Raw genomic sequence first — 22560 nt, 5'->3', positions numbered from 1 at the left:
TTCGTGGTTCCCGGAGCCGGCTGCTCGCGCAGCCTCTCCGGGATGACGACAGGGGGGTGGGATCTCGCGGTGAAATCGGCCGAATTCCGCCAAACTTCCGTCATTCCGGAGGGGACGCGTGAGCGTCCGGCTCCGGAACCCACCAGCCGCCGAGAAATGTGTGAACACCATAGACGAAGCGACGGGCACTGGCTCAGCCGCCGGCCTGCGCCAGCATCCACTGCCGGAACGCCGCGAACGCCGGCTCGGCGGCGCGCGCCGGCCGATAGACCAGATACCAGCCCTTGCCCTTGGAGACCGTCAGGTCGAACGGCGCGACCAGCCGGCCGGCCGCCAGGTCGTCGTCGACATAGGGCCGGATGCCCATGGCGATCCCGACGCCGTCGACCGCCGCCTGCAGGGCCTGGCCGTAGTATTCGAACACCGGCCCGGCGGCCGCCACGCGCTCGAGCCCGGCGGCCGCGAGCCAGCGCGGCCAGTCCTCGGGGGCGTGGGAGACCCGCAGCAGTGCGGCGGCGTCGAGGTCGCCGGGCACGTCCAGCCCGCTTGCCAGGGCCGGGGAACAGACCGGCAGCAGGTCGGCGGCGAACAGCGGCTCGGCGGTCAGCCCGGGCCAGTCGCCGCCGCCGAGCGCGATGCCGCAGCTCCAGTCCGGGTCGAACGGCACCGCCTGGCCGCCGGTGGTGATCCGCACGTCGACCTCCGGCGCGTGCCGGCGGAACTCGGCCAGCCGCGGGATCAGCCAGCGGATCGCGAAGGTCGGGCCGACCCCGACGGTCAGCACCTGCCGCCGGCCCATGGCCGTCACCTGGTCGGTCAGCAGTGCCAGCTCGTCCAGGATCCGGGTCAGGCCGGCCCGGTAGCTGCGCCCGGCGGCGGTCAGGCCCAGGCGATTGGCGCCGCGCTCGAACAGCGCCACGCCGAGCCGGTCCTCGAGCAGCCGCACCATCCGGCTGACCGCCGCCGGCGATACATGCAGCTCGGCCGCGGCGCCGGCGAAGCTGCCGGCCCTTGCCGCGACCTCGAACGCCCGAACCCCGTTGAGGAACGGCAAGCGACGCATGACACCCTCAGGAAAACTGATGCTGACCCGAACATAACTCGGTTTGCCGAATCCGCTCAACGGGCGCAGAACATGCGGGAACGTCGAGGAGACTCGCATGTCGGCTCTGCTGATCCTGGGCATCTGCACCGTGATGGTGGGCACGTCCTTCCTGTCCGGCGTGTTCGGCATGGCCGGCGGCATGGTGCTGATCGGCGTGCTGCTGACCGTGCTGCCGGTGCCGACGGCGATGGCGCTGCACGCGGTCACCCAGATCGCGTCGAACGGCTGGCGCGCGGCGCTGTGGTGGCGGCACGTGCGCTGGCGCGTGGTCGCCGCCTACATCGTCGGCTGCAGCTTCGCGCTGGCGGTGTGGTCGGCCTGGCTGTTCGTGCCGAGCAAGCCGCTGGCGCTGCTGTTCCTCGGCGTCACCCCGTTCCTGGCCCGGCTGATCCCTGAGGGCAGGCGCCTGACCCCGGACCGCTTCGGGCACGGCGTGACGATCGGCGGTACCTGCATGAGCCTGCTGCTGCTGACCGGCGTCGCCGGGCCGCTGCTCGACCAGTTCTTCCTGGGCGGCAGCCTGGAGCGCCGGCAGATCATCGCCACCAAGGGCATGTGCCAGATCTTCGGCCACGCCACCAAGCTGCTGTATTTCGGCGTCCTGATCGAGAATGTCGGCACCGTCGACCCGACCCTGGCCGGCCTGGCGATCGCCTCGGCGATGCTCGGCACCCTGCTGTCGAAGAAGGTGCTGGAGGCGATGAGCGACACCCAGTACCGGCGCTGGGCCAGCCACATCATCACCGCGGTCAGCGGCTTCTACGTGCTGCAAGGGAGCTGGCTGCTGGCGACGGGGTGACGCCGGAGCGGCGGGTGGTTTCCGGAGCCGGGCGCTGATGCGCCCCCTCCGGAATGACGAAAATGAGAATGGCAGCCCCCCATATCGTCATCCCGGAGGGCCCCGGACTTGATCCGGGACGGCTCCGGGACCCACGGCGCGACGGGCCGCCAGGACTACCGCAAGGGAGACCAGCCATGACCGATACCCACGAACCGCTGATCCTCGACCTGGTCGCCTGGGTGGCCGAGCGGCCGCGGCCCTATGCCGAGGTAATGGACGCCTGGCGCACCTCCTGCCCGCGCCTGCCGGTGTGGGAGGACGCGGTCGACCGCGGGTTGGTGCGGCGCAGCCGGGGCGCGATGGTCGAGGCGACCACGGCGGGCCTCGCCGCGCTGTGCCTCGCCGGCCGCGCGCCGCGCCCGGCGATCAGCCGCCCGCCACACCCTGCGTGTTGACGTAGACCGCATAGACCGACTGGCTGGCCGCCATGAACAGGCGGTTGCGCCTGACGCCGCCGAAGCAGACGTTGGCGCAGCGCTCGGGCAGCGCAATGCGGCCGATCTTGGCGCCGTCCGGCGCGAACACCAGCACGCCGTCGAGCTCGGGCGTGCCCATGCCCCAGCCGCACCACAGGTTGCCGTCGACGTCGCAGCGCATGCCGTCGGGGGTGCCGCCCGGACCGGCGTCGATATGGACCCGCTTGTTGGCGATGCTGCGGCCGTCGCCGACCACGTCGAAGGCCAGGATCTTGCGGGTCGGCTGGCCGCGCGACTCCACCACGTAGAGGATGCGCTCGTCCGGCGAGAAGCACAGGCCGTTCGGGCCCAGCACGTCGTCGGCGACCAGGGACGCCTCGCCACTGGCGCCGTCGATCCGGTAGACCGCCTGGCCGACCTCGGACTCCGCCCTGATGCCCTCGTAGTTGCCGAGCAGCCCGAACGGCGGGTCGGTGAACCAGATCGAGCCGTCCGACTTCACCACCACGTCGTTCGGCGAGTTCAGGCGCTTGCCCTGCCAGTTGTCCATCAGCACGGTGACCGAGCCGTCGTATTCGGTCCGGGTCACCCGGCGGCCGGCATGCTCGCAGGTGATCAGGCGGCCCTGGCGGTCGCGGGTGTTGCCGTTCGGGAAGTCGGTGGAGTGCCGGTAGACGCTGACCGCGCCGGTCTCCTCCTCCCACTTCATCATCTTGTTGTTCGGGATGTCGCTCCACAGCAGGTAGCGGCCGTCGCCGAACCACACCGGCCCCTCGGCCCAGCGGCAGCCGGTGTACAGGCGCTCGACCGCCGCGCTGAAGATCTTGTACTGGTCGAACCGCGGATCGAGGCTCTCGATCGCCGGGTCGGGGTAGCGCGGATACGGGCGCCAGCCGGCGCTGGCGGGTGTGTCGGTGCTCATCGTTTCGCCCCCCGGGAACGTGGCGGCCCGGTCGAGCGCCGGGCCTGGACGGGGCGAGCCTAGGCCGCGGCGGCACCGCCCGGCAAGCCGGCGGGGGAATCGCTTGCGCCCCCGGGTCGCTGCCTGTATATCCCCGCCTTCCTCCCGCGGCCCGGCCGCCGGGAAGGAGCGCCGCGTCCGGGCCAAAAGGGCTGCCCGGCCGGTGCCTTGTCGACCACGACAACCCAGGAGCGACGAAATGCCCAAGATGAAGACCAAGAGCAGCGTGAAAAAGCGCTTCCGGCTGACCGGCTCGGGCAAGGTCCGCGCCAACGTCGGCTACAAGCGTCACCAGCTCAGCGCCAAGAGCGTGAAGATGAAGCGCAAGGCCCGCGGGACGTTCATCCTGTCCGAGGCCGATGCCGGCATCGTCAAGCAGTTCATGCCGTACGGCTGAGGAGGGCTGAGCAATGGCACGCGTCAAACGGGGCGTCACCGCGCACGCCCGGCACAAGAAAGTCATCGACAAGGCGGCCGGTTACTACGGCCGCCGCAAGAACGTCTTCCGGGTCGCCGTCCAGGCGGTCGAGAAGGCCCAGCAGTACGCCTACCGGGACCGCAAGGTCCGCAAGCGCGAGTTCCGCGCGCTGTGGATCCAGCGCATCAACGCCGGTGTCCGGCAGTACGGCATGACCTATTCGACGTTCATGAACGGCCTGAAGCTGGCCGGCATCGACCTCGACCGCAAGGTCCTCTCGGACCTGGCGATCCGCGAGCCGGATGCCTTCAAGCAGATCGTCGACCAGGCACAGGCGGCCCTCCCGGCCTGACCTTTCGCCCATCGGGGCACCCTGGCGAGAGATTACGGACGGCCGGTCGCGAGACCGGCCGTTTCGCGTTCCGGGGCCGTTTCGCGTTCCGGCTACAGGCTCCGGCTGGTGATCCGCAGGGTCAGGTGGTCGCCGGAGCGGAACTGCTGGTGCTCGACCGACCGGCAGAGATGGCGCAGCAGGCGCAGCGGCGCCTCGTCCGGCACGAACGCCCCGTCGTCCCGCAGGCCGGCCATGGCGTCGTCGATATGCGGCGCGTCCCGCGGGCCGGCCGCGATGTCGAGCTCCGCGACCCCGTCGACCGCCCGCGCCGCCACCCGCAGCCGGCGGGCCGCGCCGCCGGCGGCCTCGCCGCGCCCGATCAGGTAGATCAGCGCCTCCTCGGCGGCCAGCTGCAGGCGCTCGACCGCCGGCCGGTCCCAGCCGAGGCGCGCCGCGAAGTCCTGCAGATAGGCGTGCACCTTCGGGATCGCCGCCGTGTCGAGCGCCGCCGTGACCTCGCCGCGGGCGCGGCTGCGCAGCCCGACCAGGAAGGTCAGCACGATCGCGCACAGGCCGCCGGAGGTCATGCCGTTGTCCAGGATGGCCCTGGCCCACAGCGGGATGTGGTCGTGGAAGATCGCCTGGTCCTGGAACCCGATGCCGAGCCAGAACGACAGCCCGACCACCAGCCCGGTCTCGTAGTTCAGCCCGGACTCGGCCACCAGCTTGAGGCCGTGCACGAACAGCAGGGTCAGCAGCACCACCACATAGGCACCGGCGACCGCGTCCGGCACCGACAGCAGGGCGGCGGCCAGCTTCGGCGAGAACGCCAGCACGAACAGGATCGAGCCGCCCCAGATCCCGACCCGGCGGGCCGCCACCCCGGTGATGTCGATCACCGCGATGCTGGTCGAGTAGGTGGTGTTCGGCAGGGTTCCGGCCAGGCCCGACAGCAGGTTGCCGAGGCCGTCGGCGTAGACCGCGCCCTGCACCACCCGGAAGTCGATCGGCCGGCGGCGCCGCCAAGACACCCGCTGCACGGCGATGGCGTCGCCATAGGTCTCGACCGCGCCGATCACGGTGACCAGCACGAACGGCACCAGCAGCACCCAGAACCCGGTCCCGAACCCGAGGTCGAGGCCGGGCCAGTCGCCGGTCGGCAGGCCGATCCAGGGCGCGGCGGCCAGCCGGTCGGTCGACAGGATCCCGAGGCCGGCGGCGACCGCGCAGCCGACCGCGATGCCGAGCAGCGGCGCCCACAGCCGCAGCCGGGGACTGCCGAACAGCGCCAGCAGCACGATCGCGACCAGGGTGACGATCGCGGTCACCGGCGCCGCTGACCCGGGGGCGTCGGGCATCGGCGGCGGCCGCGAGACCATCGCGAAGGCGATCGGCATGACGGTGACCGCGATCAGCATGACCACCGTGCCGCCGACCGTCGGGGTGATCAGCCGGCGCAGGGCGGCGAGCCGGAACGCCAGCAGGAACTGCACCAGCGACGAGGCGACCACCAGGGTGCCGAGCAGCGCCAGCCCGCCGTCCTGCACCGCCGCGATCGCGACCGCGATGAACGCCCCAGAGGTGCCCATGAACAGGATGTGCCCGGAGCCGAACCAGCCGAGCCGCAGCGCCTGGACCACCGTGATCAGCCCGCTGATCGCCATCGCCGCGAACACCACCCAGGTGGAGTCGGCGTCGCCGAGGCCGGCGGTCCGCAGCACGATCAGCGGGGTCAGCACCACCCCGGCCAGGATCAGCGCCACGGTCTGGAAGCCCAGCGCTGCCGCCAGCGCCGGCGGCGGCGCCTCGTCCGGCTCGAATCGCAGGGTCTGCCCGGCTTCGCTCCCATGGTCCGTCATGCCGCCCTCCCACCGACGATGCGGTTCGTCGCCTGCATCATGCCGATCACGGGCCGCCGGCCAATCCCCCGATGTGACAGCCGGTCGGCGACGCGATTGGCCCGGGGATGCCGGCGCCGCGCGCCATCTGCCGTCCGTCATGTCATCATATTGCCAGTTCACATTGTAAACGCTTACGCTGTCTCGGCCGGCCCCCGCCGGCGCACAACCGCCGGCCCGGTCGGAGATCGGCGGATCACGGCATTACGTCGCAAGGGAGTGAGACATGACCCACCGCATCCGCCTTGCCGGGGCGCTCGTCGCCGCCGGCCTGCTGGCCGCCGCCGCGGTTCCCGCCGGCGCCCAGGAGATCGAGCTGCACGGCGCCGTCCAGTTCGACGACAACCACGCCTTCAACAAGGGCCTGCTGAAGTTCCAGGAACTGACCGCCGCCTGCTACAAGAAGCCGATCAAGTTCGTGCTGCACCGGAACAGCGAGCTCGGCCTCGAGAAGGACTACTTCAATTTCATGAGCAAGGGCGTGTCGGTGGACTACGCCATCGTGTCGCCGTCGCACATGTCGACCTACTCGAAGATGGCGCCGCTCATGGACATGCCGTTCCTGTTCCGCGACATCGACCACTGGAACAAGGTGCTGGAGAACGACGGCCTGGCGCCGATCGCCGCGGACGTCGCCAAGAAGGCCGACGTGATCCTGATCGGCTACGCCGGCGGCGGCACCCGCAACCTGATCGTCAAGCGCCCGATCGAGAAGATGGAGGACCTGAAGGGCCTGCCGATCCGCGTCATGGGCGCGCCGATCCAGACCCAGATCTTCCAGGCGATCACCGCGGCCCCGACCGTCATCGCCTATTCCGAGGTCTACAACGCCATCCAGACCGGCGTGATCGACGCCGCCGAGAACGAGGCGGCCGGCATCGAGCAGATGAAGTTCTACGAGGTCGGTCCGGAGATCTCGCTGACCCAGCACGCCATCACCGTCCGGCCGATCGGGTTCAGCGGCAAGACCTTCCGCAAGCTGCCGGAGGATCTGCAGGCCTGCGTCATGAGCTCGGGCAAGGCCGCCGGAAAGCATGCCCGCGACATCGAGTCGTCGCAGGATTCCGCCAAGCTCGCCAAGATGGAGAGCGAGGGCAAGCTGCGGACCCACAAGTTCGCCGACCGCGCCAAGCTGCTGGAACTGGCCGAGCCGGTGAAGAAGGCCTACGCCGACGAGCTCGGCGCGACCGCTACGCTGGAGAAGATCAACAGCATCCAGTGACGGCGGGGCTACTGCGCCCAAACCGCCTCTCACGCCAACCAACGCCGTCATCCCGGACGGTCGCGCCCCGGGCGCGGCCGGCCCGGGATGACGGCCGTGAGGGGCGCCGCAATCGACAGTCACGTGGGGCAGCCGACATCCATGACCCGTATCCTCGACTGCATCGACCGGGTTCTCCGGGTCGCGATCACCGCGCTGATCGGGCTGCTGATCGTGCCGGTGACCCTGCAGATCCTCGCCCGCTACATCGACTTCGTGCCGCGCTACATCTGGACCGAGGAGGTCGCGCGGTTCTGCTTCGTGTGGATCATCATGCTCGGCGCGATGATCGCGGTGCGCGACGACAGCCATTTCGACGTCGACGTGCTGCCGCACCCGCGCACCGCCGCCGGCGAGGGCTGGGCCAAGCTGCTGGTGCACGTGATCATGTTCGCGCTGGCGCTGTGCTTCATCTGGTACGGCAAGCAGTTCGCCGACGAGGGCCTGCTGCAGTCCTCCGAGATCGCCGACCTGCCGATGATCGCCATCTACGCCGCCTGGCCGCTGGCCGGGGTGCTGTGGACCCTGTTCCTGATCGAGAAGCTGGCCGCCGATATCGCCAAGATCCGCGGCGTTGCGCCTAAGGGAGACTCGAATGTCGCCGGGTGAGGTCGCGGCCATCCTGTTCGGGACCTTCGGGGTCCTGGTGATCCTGCGGGTGCCGGTGGCGTTCGCGCTCGGGCTGGCCTGCGTGCCGGTATTCTTCCTGTCGGACCGGCTGTCGCCGACGCTGCTGTTCGACCAGATGTTCGTGTCCTACAACTCCTTCGTGCTGCTGGCGGTGCCGTTCTTCCTGCTGGCCGCCAACCTGATGAACTCGGCCGGCATCACCCAGCGCCTGGTCGACCTGTCGAAGGCCCTGGTCGGGCACCTGCCGGGCGGGCTCGGGCACATCAACGTGATGGTCTCGATGCTGTTCGCCGGCATCTCCGGATCGTCGACCGCCGACGCCGCCGGCATCGGCTCGCTGCTGATCCCGCAGATGAAGAAGCAGGGCTACGACGCCAGCTTCTCGGTCGCGATCACCGCCTGCTCGTCGGTGATGGGGGTGATCATCCCGCCCAGCATCCTGATGGTGGTGTGGGGCGGCCTGATGTCGGTGTCGATCGGCGGGCTGTTCCTGGCCGGGGTGCTGCCGGGGGTCCTGATCGCCGGCTCGATGATGGGGCTGGTGTACATCTACGCGATCCGCCGCGGCTACCCGGTCTACGCCCGCTCGACCCTGCCCGAGGTCGGGCACGCCGTCTTCAGCGCGGTGCTGCCGCTGATGACCCCGCTGATCATCGTCGGCGGCATCGTCGGCGGCTTCTTCACCCCGACCGAGGCCTCGGTGGTGGCGGTGCTGTACGCGCTCGCGATCGGCCTGTTCGTGTACCGCACGGTGACGTTCCGGACCCTGCCGAAGGTGCTGTACGACAGCGCCCGGTTCGCGGCGATCTCGCTGTTCTGCATCGGCACCGCCTCGGCGTTCGGCTGGATCCTGGCGTTCTTCCAGATCCCCAAGGCCCTGGTGTCGGTGATGGCCGCCTGGGGCAGCGGTCCGATCGAGACCGGCCTGCTGGTGGCGGCCTCGTTCCTGATCGTCGGCATGTTCATCGATGCGATCCCGGCGATCATCATCCTCGGCACCGTGCTGTTCCCGGTTGCCCAGGCCGCCGGCATGCACCCGATCCACTTCGCGATCATCGGCGTGGTGTCGCTGGCCTTCGGGCTGGTCACCCCGCCCTACGGGCTGTGCCTGCTGATCGCCAGTTCGATCGGCGAGATCAAGCTGATACATGCGCTCAAGGACGTCGCCGTCATCCTGATCCCGATGCTGGGCGTGCTGCTGTTCGTGATCCTGTTCCCCGAGGCCATCCTGGCGCTGCCGCGCTGGATCATGCCGAAGTTCATCGGCTGAGGGGTGCCGACCGCAACAGACTACCGGCCGTTTACGATGTCCCTTCACGAGGGCTTAACCGGCTGCCGGTAAGGTCCGGCAATTCTCGGCGTGGACCCCGGCAGCGATGCGAACGGACGGCAACGGCGGCTCCGACCTTCCCCTGCTGGTGCGCTGGTCGCTGGCGGCCCACAGCCTGTGGATCGAGAGCAACGGCCGGCAGGGCGCGCGCGCCGATCTGCGCAACCAGGACCTCCGGGACCTCGACCTGTCCGGCGCCGAGCTCAGCGGCGCCGACCTGTCCGGCGCCGACCTGCGCGGGGCCTGCCTGGACCGCGGCCGCTACCGCCTCGCCTGCCTCAGCGGCGCGCATCTGGACGGCGCCTCGATCCACAAGGCCTGCTTCGACGGTGCCGACCTCGACCTGGCGGTGTTCGACCGGGCCCGGCTGACCGGCTGCCGGTTCGACGCCATCGACATCGTCGCCGGAGACGACGCTCCGGTCCGCGGCGCGCGGGCGGCACGGCTGACGGGCGCCCGGTTCCGCCGCGCCGAGCTGCGGGGCTGCTCGTTCCGCGGCGCCGACCTGGGCGGCGTCAGTTTCGCCACCGCCAGCCTCGCCGACTGCGACTTCGCGGGCGCCCGGATGTCACCCAAGGCTTCGGAACAGGCCCGGCTGGCAAACTGCCGGCTGTCGGCCGAGCCGCCGCCGCAGCCCGGTGTCGCGACCGCCGCGTTCACCGACCTCGGCCGCCCGCTGCAGCGCCGCCGGCCCCCCGCCTGACGACAGGGCGGTTCCGGCACTCGCCTCCACGCGGGTGCCTTGCCGGGCCGGGACCGGCGTCGTCAGGCGACCAGGAACCAGTCGGCGGTGGCGTTGGCCGCCTGCACGCCCATGAGGGTGAGGGTGTTTCCCGATCCAAGGTCGATGACGGCGTCGCCGTTGGCGTCCGACGTCAGCCGGGCCAGCAGGTCGGCGGTCGAGGCGATGCCGGTGCCATTGACGTCGGCCGCCACCGCGATCACGTCGCCGTCGCTCGACGAGAAGCCGCTGACCGTGTCGGCGCCGTCGCCCGAACCGACGGCATAGCGGTCCGCGCCCAGGCCGCCGGACAGCAGGTCGTCGCCGGCCCCGCCGGACAGGGTGTCCGCCCCCTGGCCGCCGTACAGGCTGTCGGCACCGAGGTTGCCGAACAGCCGGTCGTCGCCGAGGTTGCCATAGACGACGTCGGTGCCCTGGCCGCCGAACACGGTGTCGGCGTCCTGGCCGCCGTAGAGCCGGTCGTCGGCGAGGTTGCCGTACAGCAGGTCGCTTCCCTGGTTGCCGTACACCACGTCGGCGCCCTGGCCGCCGTACAGGGTGTCGGCGTCGGCGTTGCCCCAGAGCGAGTCGCCGTCCTGGTTGCCGTAGACGAGGTCGCCGCCGGCGCCGGCATAGACCTGGTCGTTGCCCGCGAGGGCCGAGACCGTGTCGTCGCCGTCGCTGCCGATGAAGGTCTCGTCGCCGGTGCCGCCGACCAGGTGCAGGGCGGCGGTCGAGCCGCCGCTGCCGCTCTCGCCGCCGACGCTCGCGGCCGCGCCCACGTCGGTGAGGGTGACGTCGTTGCCGTCGTTGCCGGCATAGCTGATCCGGTAGGCCCGGCCGCCCGAACTGAAGCCGGCGCCCTCGGCGAGGCCGGAGAAGCTCCCGGTGACCGCGTCGGCGCCGTCGTTGCTGATCAGCACGTAGCTGTCGCCGGTGGCCGAGGTGTAGCCGAAGCTGGTGGTCAGGGTGGCCGAGTTGATGGTGACGGTGCCGGTGACAGCGATCTGGTCGTAGCCGGTACCGGCCGCCGTGCCGTCGATCTCCATGCTGGCCGTCGAGCCGGAGGCCAGGGTCAGGTTGCCGGTGGAGATCGTGCCCGGGCTGTTGCCGGGGGCGATGGTGCCGCCGGACTGGACCTCGACCGGGGTGGAGTAGGTGCCGGTGCCATTCAGGGTGACGCCGGAGGCGACTCGGAACGTCCCGGTGCCGGTCAGGGTGCCGGTGAAGCTGCTGGCGGCGGCGTTGGACAGGGTGAGCGTGCCGGCCCCGATGGTCACGGTGCCGGACCCGGTCAGCGCCCCGATGGTCTCGGTGGTGCCGTTCAGGTCGAGCGTGGCGCCGGTCGCCACATTGACGGTGGCGTTGTCGGCGATGGCGCTGCCGCCGGCGAGCCGGACGGTCCCGGCGCTGATCGTGGTGGTGCCGGTATAGGTGTTGGTGCCCGACAGGGTCAGCACGCTGGCGCCGGTCTTGGTCAGGCCGCCGGTTCCGGAGATCACGCCGGAGAAGGTCGCGTCGGCGCCCTGGGCGACCGACAGGGTTCCGGCCCCGATCGCCACGGCCCCGGCGCCGGACAGCGTCCCGATCGTCTCCGTGGTGCCGTTGAGGTCCAGGGTGGCGCCGGCGGACACCGACACGCTGCCGCCATCCGCCAGCGCGCTGCCGCCCGATAGCGTCAGCGTGCCGGCGCTGACCGTGCTGCCGCCGCCGTAGGTGTTGGCGCCGGACAGCGTCAGGGTGCCGGCCCCGGACTTGGTCAGGGCGCCGGTGCCGGAGACCACGCCGGAGAAGGTCAGCGCGTCGGAGCGGTTGAAGGCCAGCGTGGCGTTGTTGGTGACGTTACCGGTGATCGATCCCGCCGTGCCGCCGTTGCCGACCTGCAGGGTGCCGGCGCTGAGCGTCGTCCCACCGGTATAGGTGTTGGTGGCGATCAGGATGGTGGTGCCGGTGCCGATCTGGTTGACCGCCGTCGAGCCGGTGACAGCCACCGCCGTGCCGCTGCCGGTGCCGTCGCTGCTGAGGACGTAACCTGCGTCGGTGTGGTTGAAGTTGACGTTGTTGGTGCCGCCCGATCCGGTGATCACGGGCGCGTTGACGATGCCGGCGGCACCGCCGCTGCCGATGTTGAGCGTGCTGTTCGACGCGCCGCCGAACCCCAGTCTCACGCCAATGGAATGGGTCGTGGTGACCGTTCCGCCAGCCGAGACCGTAAGTGTCCCCGTCCCCGAGCTGCCGACGGCAATTGCAAAGCCGCCGGAGTTGAAGGTGCCGGTGCCGTCGACCAGCATGGTTCCCGTGCTGCCGGCAAGGTTGCCGATAGAGGCGGTGGTGTTGTTGGTGGTCAGGCTGCCGCCGCTGAGGATCTGCAGCGTGCCCGAACCGCCGTTGCTCGACCCGACGATTACACCGCCGGCGGTGGGGGCAGCGCTCGTGATCTGCGCGGTGCCGCCATTGTCGATAATGCCAGTGTTGGGAGCGCCGGACGGCACCACGCCGCCGACCCAGTTGCCGCCGGTGTTCCAGTCGCCGGTGCCGGCGTTGCTCCAGTCGATCAGCCGCACCGGCAGGCCGGCCAGGGCGGCGGCGTCGAGCGCCGGCCAGGCGACCGGGTGGCCGACATCGAGCACCCAGGACCCGCCGAGCGCGCTGCCGCCGACATCGCCGGTCGCCGCCGCCACCGCGCTGCCGGTCGCCGCCGCCAGCAGCGCCAGCAGCGCCCGCCCGGCGGGGCCGGCCCCGGCCCGGCAGGCGTACAGTTCGACCGGCGCGCCGGCGAGCGCCCGGCGGAGTGCCGCCAGTTCCTCCCGCCGCCCGGCCAGGGTCGCCGCCGTCACCGGCCGGTCGCCGAGCGTCAGTGCCCCCGGCTCGCCGTGGCAGATCACCGCGAGCCGCCGGCCGGGTGCGGCCTCGGCCGCCGCCACGAGCTGCGCCAGCCCGTCCCGGCCGGGGTCGACCCGAACGACCCGGGCCGGCACCGTCAGCGCCGCCAGGATCGCCTCCGCCGCCGGCACCCGCGCGTCGATCGCAACCAGGGCGGGGAATTGCGGCGCCGCGGCACGTTCGCCGTCGATCCGGCTGTTCAAATCGCCGAAACCTTGCCGATTGACCGCTGGCCGGTTCATCGCACTCTCCCTACAATGTTCCGGACGAACGTTCTCGGAGGCTGCCGAGTGGCGCGACTCACCTTTCATTCGGAAGGCGGATCTGGAAGCCGGCAACGCGAGCCCATCGGATTCCGATACATTGCGTTACGAATTGTCGACGCTCGCGGCGACGCCGTCTGCGAACCAGTTCACACAACGGATGCTCGATGAACCCGGACGACCTGCTGGCCCGCCACGACCTGCTCGGCATCCTGTCGCCCGAAGAACGGCAGGCGTTGCTGCGGCACGTCGCGGTCCGAACGGTCGCGGCCGGGCAGACCCTGTTCCGGCGCGGCGACCCCGGGGACGGGCTGTACGGGGTTCTCTCCGGCGGGATCGTCGTCACTGTCGAATCCGCCGAGGGCAAGGAACTGATCCTGAACAGGTTCGGGCCGGGCGAGTTCTTCGGCGAGATCGCCCTGCTGGACGGCAAGGGCCGGACGGCGAACGCCCTGGTCCGCGAGGCCGGGCGGCTGCTGTTCCTGCCGCGCGGCGAGTTCCTGCCGTTCCTGGAGCGGCGCCCGGCGCTGGCGGTCCGCATGATCGCGCTGCTGTGCGACCGGTTGCGGCGCACCACCGAGCTGTTCGAGGACGCCGCCCTCCGGGACGTCCCGGTCCGGCTCGCCAAGCAGCTCTCGGTGCTCGCGGAACGCCAGGGCGCCGGCGCCGGCGAGACCGTGGCGATCTCGCAGGCGGAGCTGGCGCAGACCCTCGGGGTTTCACGCGAGATCGTCAGCCGGCACCTGGGTGTGTGGCGCGATGCCGGTCTCGTCGAGCTCGGGCGCGGCCGCATCCGGATCCGCGACCGGGCGCCCCTGCACCGGATCGTCGCCGGAGGCTGACGGTTGGCCGAGTCCTTCTACCGAGACCTCGACCGGATCGCCGAACTGCTGAGGACCCGTGGCCGGGTCTCGTATCGCGCCCTCAAGCGCGAGCTCGGGGTCGACGACGAGCTGCTGGCCGACCTGGCGGCGGAGCTGATCTCGGTGCAGCGGCTCGCCGTCGAGGTCGACGGCGGCGTCCTCGAATGGGCCGGGACCGCCGTGGCGCCGGGCGGTGCCGAGCGGCGCCAGGTGACCGTCATGTTCTGCGACCTCGTGGGCTCGACCGGGCTCGCCGAGCGTCTCGACCCGGAGGACCTGCGCGATCTGCTGCGCCGGTACCAGGAGACCGTCAACGCGATCGTGCGGCAGTGCGGCGGCATCGTCGCCCGCTACGTCGGCGACGGGCTGCTGGTGTATTTCGGCTATCCCCGGGCACATGAGGACGATGCCGCGCGTGCGGTGCGGGCCGGCCTGCAGATCGTCGAGGCGGTGCGTGGATTGCCGTCCGCCGAGCCCCTGCAGGTGCGCATCGGTGTCCACACCGGCATGGCGGTGCTGGGCGACATCGGGTCGGGCGACAGCCGCGAGTCGATGGCGGCTGTCGGGGAGACGCCCAACATTGCCGGCCGCCTCCAGGGCCTTGCCGAGCCCGATGCGGTCGTGCTGAGCGACGCCACCCACCAGCTGCTGCGCGGGGCCTATGAATGCAGCTGGCTGGGCACGCAGCGGCTGCGGGGCATCACCGGCACGGTCGACGTCTACCGGGCACTGCGCGAGCGGCCGCCCTGGGAGATGCACGAGGCGGCGAACGCGTCCGAAGCGACGCCGCTGGTGGGACGGACCCGCGAGATCGCGCTGCTGTCCCAGTACTGGGACCTGGCAGCGAGCGGGCAAGGCCAGGTTGTGCTGCTGCGCGGCGAGCCCGGCATCGGCAAGTCGCGGCTGGTTCGCGCCATCGCTGCCCGTGTCTCCGGACAGCCCCATGTCCGTCTCAAGGCGCGCGGCACCGAGTTCCACCGCAACAGCGCCTTTCATCCGGTCGCCGAGCTGCTGCACCGCGCGCTGCGGTTCGACGACGCCGGCCTGCCGGGCCCGGAGCGGTTCGAACGCCTGCGCGCCAAGCTGACCACGCACGGCCTACCCGGCGACGATGCCGCCGCGCTGCTGGCCACGCTTCTCGACATCCCTCTCCCTGACGGTGTCGGCCCGCGGCGTGCCCGGACGCCCGAACGGGTGCGCGAGGACACGATCGCCGCGCTTCAGGGCTTCGTGCTCGCGCTCGCGCTCGCGTCGGAACGGCCGCTCATCCTGATCGTCGAGGACCTGCACTGGATCGACGCCTCCACCCTGGAGTGGCTGGACCGGTTGGTCGACGCCACCGCCGAGCACCGGATGCTGGTGGTCCTCACCGCCCGTCCCGAGTTCGGCCCGCGCTGGACCGATCGACCGGGCGTCCACGCGCTCAGTCTTGCGCGCCTGGGCCGCAACGCCGCCGAACGCATCGTCACGGCCGTGGCGGGCCGGTCGCTCCCGGGGGCCATCGTGGCGGAGATCGCGAACCGCACGGACGGCGTGCCGTTGTTCGTCGAGGAACTGACCAAGATGCTGCTCGACGCCGGCCTCGTGCCCGAGCAGGCCTCCGCCGGCTCCTCGCCGCCGGCGCTGCCGCAGTCGATCCCGGCGAGCCTCCAGGATTCGCTGATCGCCAGACTGGATCGGCTGCCGTCCGGCAAGCTGACCGCGCAGATCAGCTCGGTCATCGGCCGCCGGTTCTCCTATGCCATGCTCCGGCAGGTCGCCCTATTAGACGACACCGACCTCCGGCGCGACCTGGCGGCACTGGTCGACGCCGAGCTGCTGCTCCGGCACGGCGAGCCGCCGGACGCGGTCTACACGTTCAGGCACGCGCTGGTCCAGGATGCGGCATACCAGATGCTGCTTCGCGGCCCCCGCCGCGACTACCACGAACGCATCGCGCTGGTGCTCGAGGAGCGGCCGGGCACGGCGCCCGAGGTGCTGGCGCATCACTTCGCCCGGGCGGAGGACGCCGCCGCGGCGATCCGGTACTGGCAGCAGGCCGGCGAGGAAGCGTCCCGGCGCCTTGCCTATGTCGAGGCGATCAGCCATTTCGACGCCGCGATCCGGCTGCTTCCGGACCTCCCCGAGGCGATCGAGAGGCAGCATCGGGAACTGGCGCTGCGGGCCGCGATGGGGGTCCCTCTGGTGGCGGCGAAGGGCTACGGCTCGCCTGAGGCCGAGGATTGCTACACGCGGGCCTACGACCTCAGCCACGAACTCGCCGACCGCGCCCGCCTGTTTCCGGCGATCCGCGGGCTGTGGAACCTGCGGCTGGTCCGCGCCGAACTCGGCCGGGCGCGGGAACTCAGCGGGCAGTTGCTCGACCTGGCCGGCCGCGACGGCGACCCCGGGAAGCTGGTGGCGGCCCATCGCGCGGTCGGCGTCACCCTGTTCAAGAGCGGGGAGTATGCCGCCGCCGCGGAGAACTTCCGGCGCGCGATCGCGGCCTACGATCCGGGGCTCCACGCCGCCCTCGCCCCCGAGCACGGCGCGGATCCCTGCGTGGTCTGCCTGGCCTATCTCGGCACCGCGACCTGGGCGCTCGGCCACCCGGACCAGGCGCTCGGGCACATCGAGGAGGCGCTGGCCCTGGCGCGGCGGCTCGGGCACGACCTCAGCGTCGCGGTCGCCCTGACCACCGCCAGCCGGTTCCACCAGGTCCGCAGGGAGCCCGCCCGGGTACGCGAGCATGCGACCGCCGTTATCGCGCTGTCGCAGGAGCTCGGGCTGCCGTACTGGCGGGCGCTGGGGCTGACCCTGCTCGGTTGGGCGATGGCGCACGAAGGTGACGCACGCGGCGGCATCGTCGCGATCCAGCGCGGCCGCAAGGCGCTGCGCGACACCGGTGCAGGGCTGATCGAGCCATGGAACCTGGCGGCGCTCGCCGATGCCCACCGGCTGGCCGGCGAACCGGTGGCCGCCCTCGGCCTGCTCTCGGAGGCGCTGGAACTGGCCGAGGCGACCGGTGAGCGGTGGTGGCAGGCCGAGCTGCATCGGCTGGCCGGTGCATGCACGATCGAGCGCGGCGGCACCGATGCCGAGGCCGCCGACTGCTTCCGGCGGGCGCTCGACGTCGCCCGGCACCAGCAGGCCAGGTCGCTGGAACTGCGGGCGGCAACCAGCCTCGTCCGGCTGACCGCCGGCGAGGCCGAGCGCGCCCTGCTGGCGGAACTCCACGGCTCCTTCACCGAAGGCTTCGACACCCCCGACCTCGCGGAAGCCCGCGCGCTGCTCGACACGCGGCGGTAGCGCCCGCGGCCTTCCGGCGGGCCGGCCCGCCCGCGTCCCGATGGCCGCCGCCTCGGCTCTCGCCATTCCCGGCGCGACCCGCTAAAACGGCGCCCTCGACAGACCATCGTCCGACATTCGGGGACCGCATGGACAACGTGGACGCATTGCGCGCCGAGCTGCTGGCCGAAGTGGCGCAGGCCGGCGACCTTGAGGCGCTGGAGCAGGTGCGGATCACCGCGCTCGGCAAGAAGGGCCGGATCACCGAGCGCATGAAGACGCTGGGCGGGCTCGACCCCGACGCGCGCCGCACCGCCGGGCAGGCCCTGAACGCGGTCAAGGACGCGGTCAGCGAGGCGCTGGAGGCCCGCAAGGCGAGCCTGGGCGACGCCGCCCTGGACGCCCGGCTGGCGGCCGAGCGCATCGACGTCTCGCTGCCGGCCCGGCCGGAGCCGCGCGGCCGCATCCACCCGATCACCCAGACCATCGACGAGCTGACGGCGATCTTCTGCCAGATGGGCTTCACGGTGGCCGAGGGACCGGACATCGAGTCCGACTGGTACAACTTCGAGGCCCTGAACTTCCCGCCCGAGCACCCGGCGCGCCAGGACCACGACACCTTCTACCTGCAGCCCGACGCCGACGGCGCGCGCAAGGTCCTGCGCACCCACACCTCGCCGGTGCAGATCCGCACCATGGAGAGCAGCAAGCCGCCGATCCGGATCATCGTGCCGGGCCGCACCTTCCGCTCCGACCACGACGCCACGCACTCGCCGATGTTCCACCAGGTCGAGGGGCTGGTGATCGACAAGAAGAGCCACATGGGCCACCTGAAGGGCTGCCTGATCGACTTCTGCCGGGCGTTCTTCGGGATCGACGACCTGCCGGTGCGGTTCCGGCCGTCCTACTTCCCGTTCACCGAGCCGTCGGCCGAGGTCGACATCGGCTGCTCGCGCAAGGGCGGCGAGCTGAAGATCGGCAACTACGGCGACTGGCTGGAGATCCTGGGGTCCGGCATGGTGCACCCGAACGTCCTGCGCAACGCCGGCATCGACCCGACCGAGTACCAGGGCTTCGCCTTCGGCATGGGGATCGAGCGCATCGCCATGCTGAAATACGGCATCCCCGACCTGCGGCCGTTCTACGACACCGACCTGCGCTGGCTGCGGCACTACGGATTCGTGCCGATCGCCCAGCCGACCATCGCCGGAGGGCTGTGAGCCATGAAGTTCACGCTGAGCTGGCTGAAGGCCCATCTCGACACCGATGCGTCGCTGACCGAGATCACCGACCGGCTGACCATGCTCGGGCTGGAGCTCGAGGGAGTCGAGGACCGCGCCGCCGGGTTCAAGCCGTTCCGCATCGCCCATGTGGTCGAGGCGGTGCAGCACCCGAACGCCGACCGCCTGCGGGTCTGCAAGGTCGACGCCGGCGACGGGGTCGTGCAGGTGGTGTGCGGCGCGCCGAACGCGCGGACCGGCATGAAGGGCGTGTTCGCGCCCGCCGGCACCCACATCCCCGGCACCGGGGTCGACCTGAAGAAGGGCGTGATCCGCGGCGAGGAATCCAACGGCATGCTGCTGTCCGAGCGCGAGCTCGGGCTGTCCGACGACCATGACGGCATCATCGACCTGCCGGCCGACGCCCCGGTCGGAACGGCCTGGGCCGAGTGGGCCGGCCTCGACGACCCGGTGATCGACATCGCCATCACCCCGGACCGCGCCGACTGCCTGGGCGTGCGCGGCGTCGCCCGCGACCTGGCGGCGGCCGGCCTCGGCACCCTGAAGCCGCTCGACACGTCGCCGGTGAAGGGCAGCTTCGAGAGCCCGCTGGAGTGGCGGATCGACCTGCCGGCCGGGCGCGAGAGCCTCGCCCCGATCGTGGTCGGCCGGTATTTCCGCGGGGTGAAGAACGGGCCGAGCCCGAAATGGATGCAGGACCGGCTGCGCGCCGTCGGCCTCAGGCCGATCTCGGCGCTGGTCGACATCACCAACTACGTGATGCTGGACCTGGGCCGGCCGCTGCACGCCTACGACCCGGCCAAGGTCGAGGGCGGCCAGCTCACCATCCGGATGGCCCGGCCCGGCGAGAAGTATCTGGCGCTGAACGGCAAGGAATACGTCTTCGACGCCGACATGCTGGTGATCGCCGACGCCCATGGCGCCGACGACCTGGCCGGGGTGATGGGCGGCGAGCGCTCGGGCGTGTCCGACGACACCACCGACATGTTCCTGGAGGTCGCGATCTTCGACCCGACCTCGGTCGCCACCACCGGCCGCAAGCTCGGCGCCCTGTCCGACGCCCGCTACCGGTTCGAGCGCGGCCTCGACCAGACCTCGCCGTTCTGGGGTGCCGAAGTCGCGACCCGGCTGGTGCAGGAGATCTGCGGCGGCGAGGCCAGCGAGCTGGTGGTCGCCGGCGAGGCGCCGAAGTGGCGGCGCCAGATCGGGCTGCGGCACTCGCGGATCGCCGGGCTGTGCGGCGTCGAGGTGCCGGAAGCCGAGGCGAAGCGCATCCTGTCGGCGCTCGGCTTCGAGGTGTCCGGGGCCGGCGAGGCCATGGTCGTGACGCCGCCGCCCTGGCGCGGCGACATCGAGGGCGAGGCCGACCTGGTCGAGGAGGTGGTGCGGGTCAACGGCTACGACGCCATCGCCGCGGTCTCGATGGAGCGCGACGGCAGCGTGCCGCACCCGGCCCTGACGCCGGAGCAGAACCGTCGCCGCCTCGCCAAGCGGGCGCTGGCCGGCCGCGGCATGATGGAGGCGGTGACCTTCTCGTTCCTGCCGGCCCGGCACGCCGCGCTGTTCGGCGGCGCCGGGCCCGAGCGGACCCTGGTCAACCCGATCAGCGCCGACCTGGACGTCATGCGGCCGGCGATCCTGCCGAACCTGCTGGCGGCGGCGGCGCGCAACGCCAACCAGGGCTATCCGGACCTGGCGATCTTCGAGGTCGGCCCGGAATACGCCGGCGACCGGCCGCAGGACCAGGCCTGGGTCGCCGCCGGCCTGCGGCACGGCCGCACCGGCCCGCGCGACGTGCGCAAGACCGACCGCCCGGTCGACCTGTTCGACGTCAAGGCCGACGCCCTCGACCTGCTGGAGGCGCTGGAGGCGCCGACCGGAAACCTGCAGGTCACCACCGACGCGCCGTCCTGGTACCACCCGGGCCGTTCCGGCTGCCTGCGGCTCGGCCCGAACACCCTGGCCCGGTTCGGCGAGTTGCACCCGCGCATTCTACAGGCATTCGACTTGCGTGGTCCCGCCGCAGCCTTCGAGGTGCTGCTGGACGCGGTGCCGATGCCGAAGCGCAAGGGCGCGCAGCGCCCGCTGCTGGAGCGCATCCCGTTCCAGGCGCTGGTCCGCGACTTCGCCTTCGTGGTCGACGACGCGGTGCCGGCCGACAAGGTGGCGCGGGCCGCCGCCGGCGCCGACAAGGCGCTGATCGATGGGGTGCGGGTGTTCGACGAGTACCGCGGCAAGGGCCTGCCCGAGGGCGCGAAGTCGATCGCGGTCGAGGTCACCCTGCAGCCGCGCACCGCGACTCTGACCGACGAGCAGATCGAGGCGGTCGGCCGGAAGATCGTCGAGGCGGTCGGGAAGCACACCGGCGGCACGCTGCGGGCCTAGCGTCGGGCACGACCGGCGCCCCCCGAGTCGCTGTCCGTCGGCTTCGGTGCTAGGCTGGGCGCCGGGCGGCAGCCGTGCCTGGCGCCGCCCCGACCTGAACGCCGACCGGAACGCGGTTCCCACGACCGGACCGCGGTCCGCCATGTCGGAGAAGGGGACGATGGCGAGACACGCAGCGACCGCTTCGCAAGCGGCAACCGCGTCGGACTGGCGGTACGCGATGTGCGCCCTGGAGGTCGAGCCGCGGTTGCTGGGCCCGTTCGGCGAGCTGGTGGCGCTGTGGCAGGACCGCCGGCGCGACGGGCGGCCGCTGCCCATGCGGGACGACTTCGACATCACGGATTTCGCGCCGTGGCTCGGCCGGATCTTCGTCGCCCGGATCGAGCACGACCCGTTCGACATCCGGTTCACGCTCTGGGGCACCCAGCTGCGGGACTGGTGGCGGGTCGACTACACCGGCAGGACGCTCGGGGAACTGTCGGCCGATCCGCAGGCCTGGCGGGTCGAGCGGGACTACTTCCAGGCCATGTACCGCGAGCCGTTCCTGGGGATCGCGTCGGGCTATCTCAGCCAGTACGGCCGCGACCACGTCAAGCTGCTCGGCCTGGACCTGCCGCTGTCGGACGGCGCCGGCATGACGCAGATCCTGTCCGCCCACCTGCAGATCGGGCTGTCGAAGACCGTCGAGGACGTGCTGCCGGACTGCCCGCTGGTCAGCTTCGCCGAGGACGGCGGCTGAGCCGACGGCGGAGCGCTATGGCCAGGGCTGGTGCAGGCCGACCGACAGGGCGTGGAAGTCCGGGTGCTCGGGATCCAGGCGCCCGGTGCGCATCAGCCAGTCGATGATCACCAGGTTGCAGTTGTACTTGAACTCGTCGCTGGTCTCGACGATGCGCGCCACCTCGTCGACCGGCATCAGCAGGAACTCGTGGACCTCGCCGTCGACCGGCTGCGGCACGAAGTCGGCGGGCACCCGGAGGTCGTAGGACCAGAAGGCGTGGCGCCGGAGCCCGGCCGGCACCTCCATGGTGTAGCTGACCATCGAGACCGGGATCGCCCGGGCCGCGAGGTCCTCGGGGATACCGGCCTCCTCGGCGCATTCCTTCAGCAGGTTCTCGCGGGCGCTGAGGCCCGCTGGGTGACCGCCGGCCACCATGTTGTCGAGCCGGCCGGGAAAGGTCGACTTGGTCAGGGCCCGGCGGGCCACCCACATCCGGGTGTCGGCGCCCTCGCCGACCAGGCCGTTCAGGTGGAAGCCCCGGTTGGCGATGCCGAACTCGGTCGCCACGCCGCGGTCGATCTCGAACAGCGGCTCCGCCCCCAGGCTCTCGATCACCGGGTACATCTCGCCGCGCAGCCGGCCGATCACCCCGTCCTCGGCCAGTACCGCCAGCGCCTCGGCCACCGCCTCGGTCCGGTCCGCCGCCGTCCGCAGGTTCGGCTCGAGATGGACCAGGTCCTCGAACACGTGGAACAGCGAGCCGAACCGCCGCAGCTCCAGGCTCAGCTCCCGGCGAATCCAGCCGGCCTTGGCCGGGCCGACGCGGAACGGCACGAAGTCCCCGAGCGAGTAGGCGTTGCAGGCGCGGATGTGGTCGAGAAAGGCCATGCGCGGTCTATGCCCGAGGTGGGGACCCACCTCAAGCCCGTCGTGCCGTGGGTCCCGGAGCCGTCCCGGATCAGGTCCGGGACTCTCCGGGATGACGATCCTTCCTTCATCCGTCATTCCGGAGAGAGCGCGAC

18 protein-coding genes are annotated in these 22560 nt (G+C 71.4%); 13 read left to right on the top strand and 5 right to left on the bottom strand.

Translation table 11 applies throughout. The annotated features are described in order from the left end of the window. Nucleotides 1-193: 193 nt before the first annotated feature. Nucleotides 194-1063: a LysR substrate-binding domain-containing protein gene (locus RIC31_RS18805; RefSeq protein ID WP_350111341.1), complete on the bottom strand. Its 870-nt coding sequence runs from the start codon at nt 1061-1063 to the stop codon at nt 194-196. 97 nt (nt 1064-1160) lie between these two features. Here RIC31_RS18805 and RIC31_RS18800 point away from each other — a divergent pair, with 97 nt between their 5' ends. After that, the gene (locus tag RIC31_RS18800) at nt 1161-1904 is read left to right on the top strand and encodes a TSUP family transporter (RefSeq protein ID WP_350111338.1); all 744 of its coding nucleotides are present in this window, start codon (nt 1161-1163) and stop codon (nt 1902-1904) included. Nucleotides 1905-2080: 176 nt separating this feature from the next. Next, nucleotides 2081-2341: a hypothetical protein gene (locus tag RIC31_RS18795; protein WP_350111335.1), complete on the top strand. Its 261-nt coding sequence runs from the start codon at nt 2081-2083 to the stop codon at nt 2339-2341. Here RIC31_RS18795 and RIC31_RS18790 read toward each other — a convergent pair. Next, nucleotides 2313-3284: an SMP-30/gluconolactonase/LRE family protein gene (locus RIC31_RS18790; protein WP_350111332.1), complete on the bottom strand. Its 972-nt coding sequence runs from the start codon at nt 3282-3284 to the stop codon at nt 2313-2315. The genes RIC31_RS18795 and RIC31_RS18790 overlap by 29 nt on opposite strands. Nucleotides 3285-3522: 238 nt before the next feature. Here RIC31_RS18790 and rpmI point away from each other — a divergent pair, with 238 nt between their 5' ends. Together rpmI and rplT are read left to right on the top strand one after the other, a co-directional pair. Further along, the gene (gene rpmI / locus RIC31_RS18785) at nt 3523-3720 is read left to right on the top strand and encodes a 50S ribosomal protein L35 (protein WP_350111330.1); all 198 of its coding nucleotides are present in this window, start codon (nt 3523-3525) and stop codon (nt 3718-3720) included. Between the two features lie 13 nt (nt 3721-3733). Then, nucleotides 3734-4093: a 50S ribosomal protein L20 gene (rplT, locus tag RIC31_RS18780; protein ID WP_350111328.1), complete on the top strand. Its 360-nt coding sequence runs from the start codon at nt 3734-3736 to the stop codon at nt 4091-4093. A gap of 92 nt (nt 4094-4185) precedes the next feature. Here rplT and RIC31_RS18775 read toward each other — a convergent pair whose 3' ends face one another. Next, entirely contained in the window at nt 4186-5934 is a 1749-nt protein-coding gene (locus RIC31_RS18775; protein WP_350111325.1) for a uracil-xanthine permease family protein, read from the bottom strand. Between the two features lie 265 nt (nt 5935-6199). Here RIC31_RS18775 and RIC31_RS18770 point away from each other — a divergent pair, with 265 nt between their 5' ends. The 4 genes from RIC31_RS18770 (at nt 6200) to RIC31_RS18755 (ending at nt 9897) form a co-directional block, all read left to right on the top strand. Continuing rightward, a complete protein-coding gene (locus tag RIC31_RS18770; RefSeq protein WP_350111322.1) occupies nt 6200-7195 on the top strand; it encodes a TRAP transporter substrate-binding protein in 996 nt (331 codons plus the stop codon). A gap of 141 nt (nt 7196-7336) precedes the next feature. Further along, nucleotides 7337-7843 carry a TRAP transporter small permease gene (locus RIC31_RS18765; protein ID WP_350111319.1) on the top strand — a complete coding sequence of 169 codons (507 nt, stop codon included), beginning with the start codon at nt 7337-7339 and terminating at the stop codon, nt 7841-7843. Beyond that, nucleotides 7830-9134: a TRAP transporter large permease gene (locus tag RIC31_RS18760; RefSeq protein ID WP_350111316.1), complete on the top strand. Its 1305-nt coding sequence runs from the start codon at nt 7830-7832 to the stop codon at nt 9132-9134. Before RIC31_RS18765 ends, RIC31_RS18760 begins: the two co-directional genes overlap by 14 nt. Before the next feature lie 106 nt (nt 9135-9240). Next, a complete protein-coding gene (locus RIC31_RS18755) occupies nt 9241-9897 on the top strand; it encodes a pentapeptide repeat-containing protein (RefSeq protein ID WP_350111313.1) in 657 nt (218 codons plus the stop codon). A 62-nt stretch (nt 9898-9959) separates the two neighbouring features. Here the strand turns inward: RIC31_RS18755 and RIC31_RS18750 are convergent, their stop codons facing one another. Then, the gene (locus RIC31_RS18750) at nt 9960-13040 is read right to left on the bottom strand and encodes a DUF4347 domain-containing protein (protein WP_350111310.1); all 3081 of its coding nucleotides are present in this window, start codon (nt 13038-13040) and stop codon (nt 9960-9962) included. A 188-nt stretch (nt 13041-13228) separates the two neighbouring features. Between RIC31_RS18750 and RIC31_RS18745 the strand changes: the two genes are divergently transcribed. The 5 genes from RIC31_RS18745 (at nt 13229) to RIC31_RS18725 (ending at nt 21556) form a co-directional block, all read left to right on the top strand. After that, the gene (locus tag RIC31_RS18745) at nt 13229-13903 is read left to right on the top strand and encodes a Crp/Fnr family transcriptional regulator (protein WP_350111307.1); all 675 of its coding nucleotides are present in this window, start codon (nt 13229-13231) and stop codon (nt 13901-13903) included. 3 nt (nt 13904-13906) lie between these two features. Beyond that, a complete protein-coding gene (locus RIC31_RS18740; protein WP_350111304.1) occupies nt 13907-17212 on the top strand; it encodes an AAA family ATPase in 3306 nt (1101 codons plus the stop codon). A 128-nt stretch (nt 17213-17340) separates the two neighbouring features. Continuing rightward, the gene (gene pheS / locus RIC31_RS18735; protein WP_350111301.1) at nt 17341-18411 is read left to right on the top strand and encodes a phenylalanine--tRNA ligase subunit alpha; all 1071 of its coding nucleotides are present in this window, start codon (nt 17341-17343) and stop codon (nt 18409-18411) included. A 3-nt stretch (nt 18412-18414) separates the two neighbouring features. Then, nucleotides 18415-20817: a phenylalanine--tRNA ligase subunit beta gene (gene pheT / locus RIC31_RS18730; protein WP_350111298.1), complete on the top strand. Its 2403-nt coding sequence runs from the start codon at nt 18415-18417 to the stop codon at nt 20815-20817. A 160-nt stretch (nt 20818-20977) separates the two neighbouring features. Continuing rightward, nucleotides 20978-21556 carry a PAS domain-containing protein gene (locus RIC31_RS18725; protein ID WP_350111295.1) on the top strand — a complete coding sequence of 193 codons (579 nt, stop codon included), beginning with the start codon at nt 20978-20980 and terminating at the stop codon, nt 21554-21556. A gap of 15 nt (nt 21557-21571) precedes the next feature. Here the strand turns inward: RIC31_RS18725 and RIC31_RS18720 are convergent, their stop codons facing one another. Continuing rightward, the gene (locus tag RIC31_RS18720; RefSeq protein WP_350111292.1) at nt 21572-22426 is read right to left on the bottom strand and encodes a DUF4743 domain-containing protein; all 855 of its coding nucleotides are present in this window, start codon (nt 22424-22426) and stop codon (nt 21572-21574) included. Nucleotides 22427-22560 lie beyond the last annotated feature (134 nt).

The organism is Thalassobaculum sp., from assembly GCF_040219615.1.
Lineage (GTDB): Bacteria > Pseudomonadota > Alphaproteobacteria > Thalassobaculales > Thalassobaculaceae > Thalassobaculum_A.
This window is presented reverse-complemented; position numbering and strand designations above follow the sequence as displayed.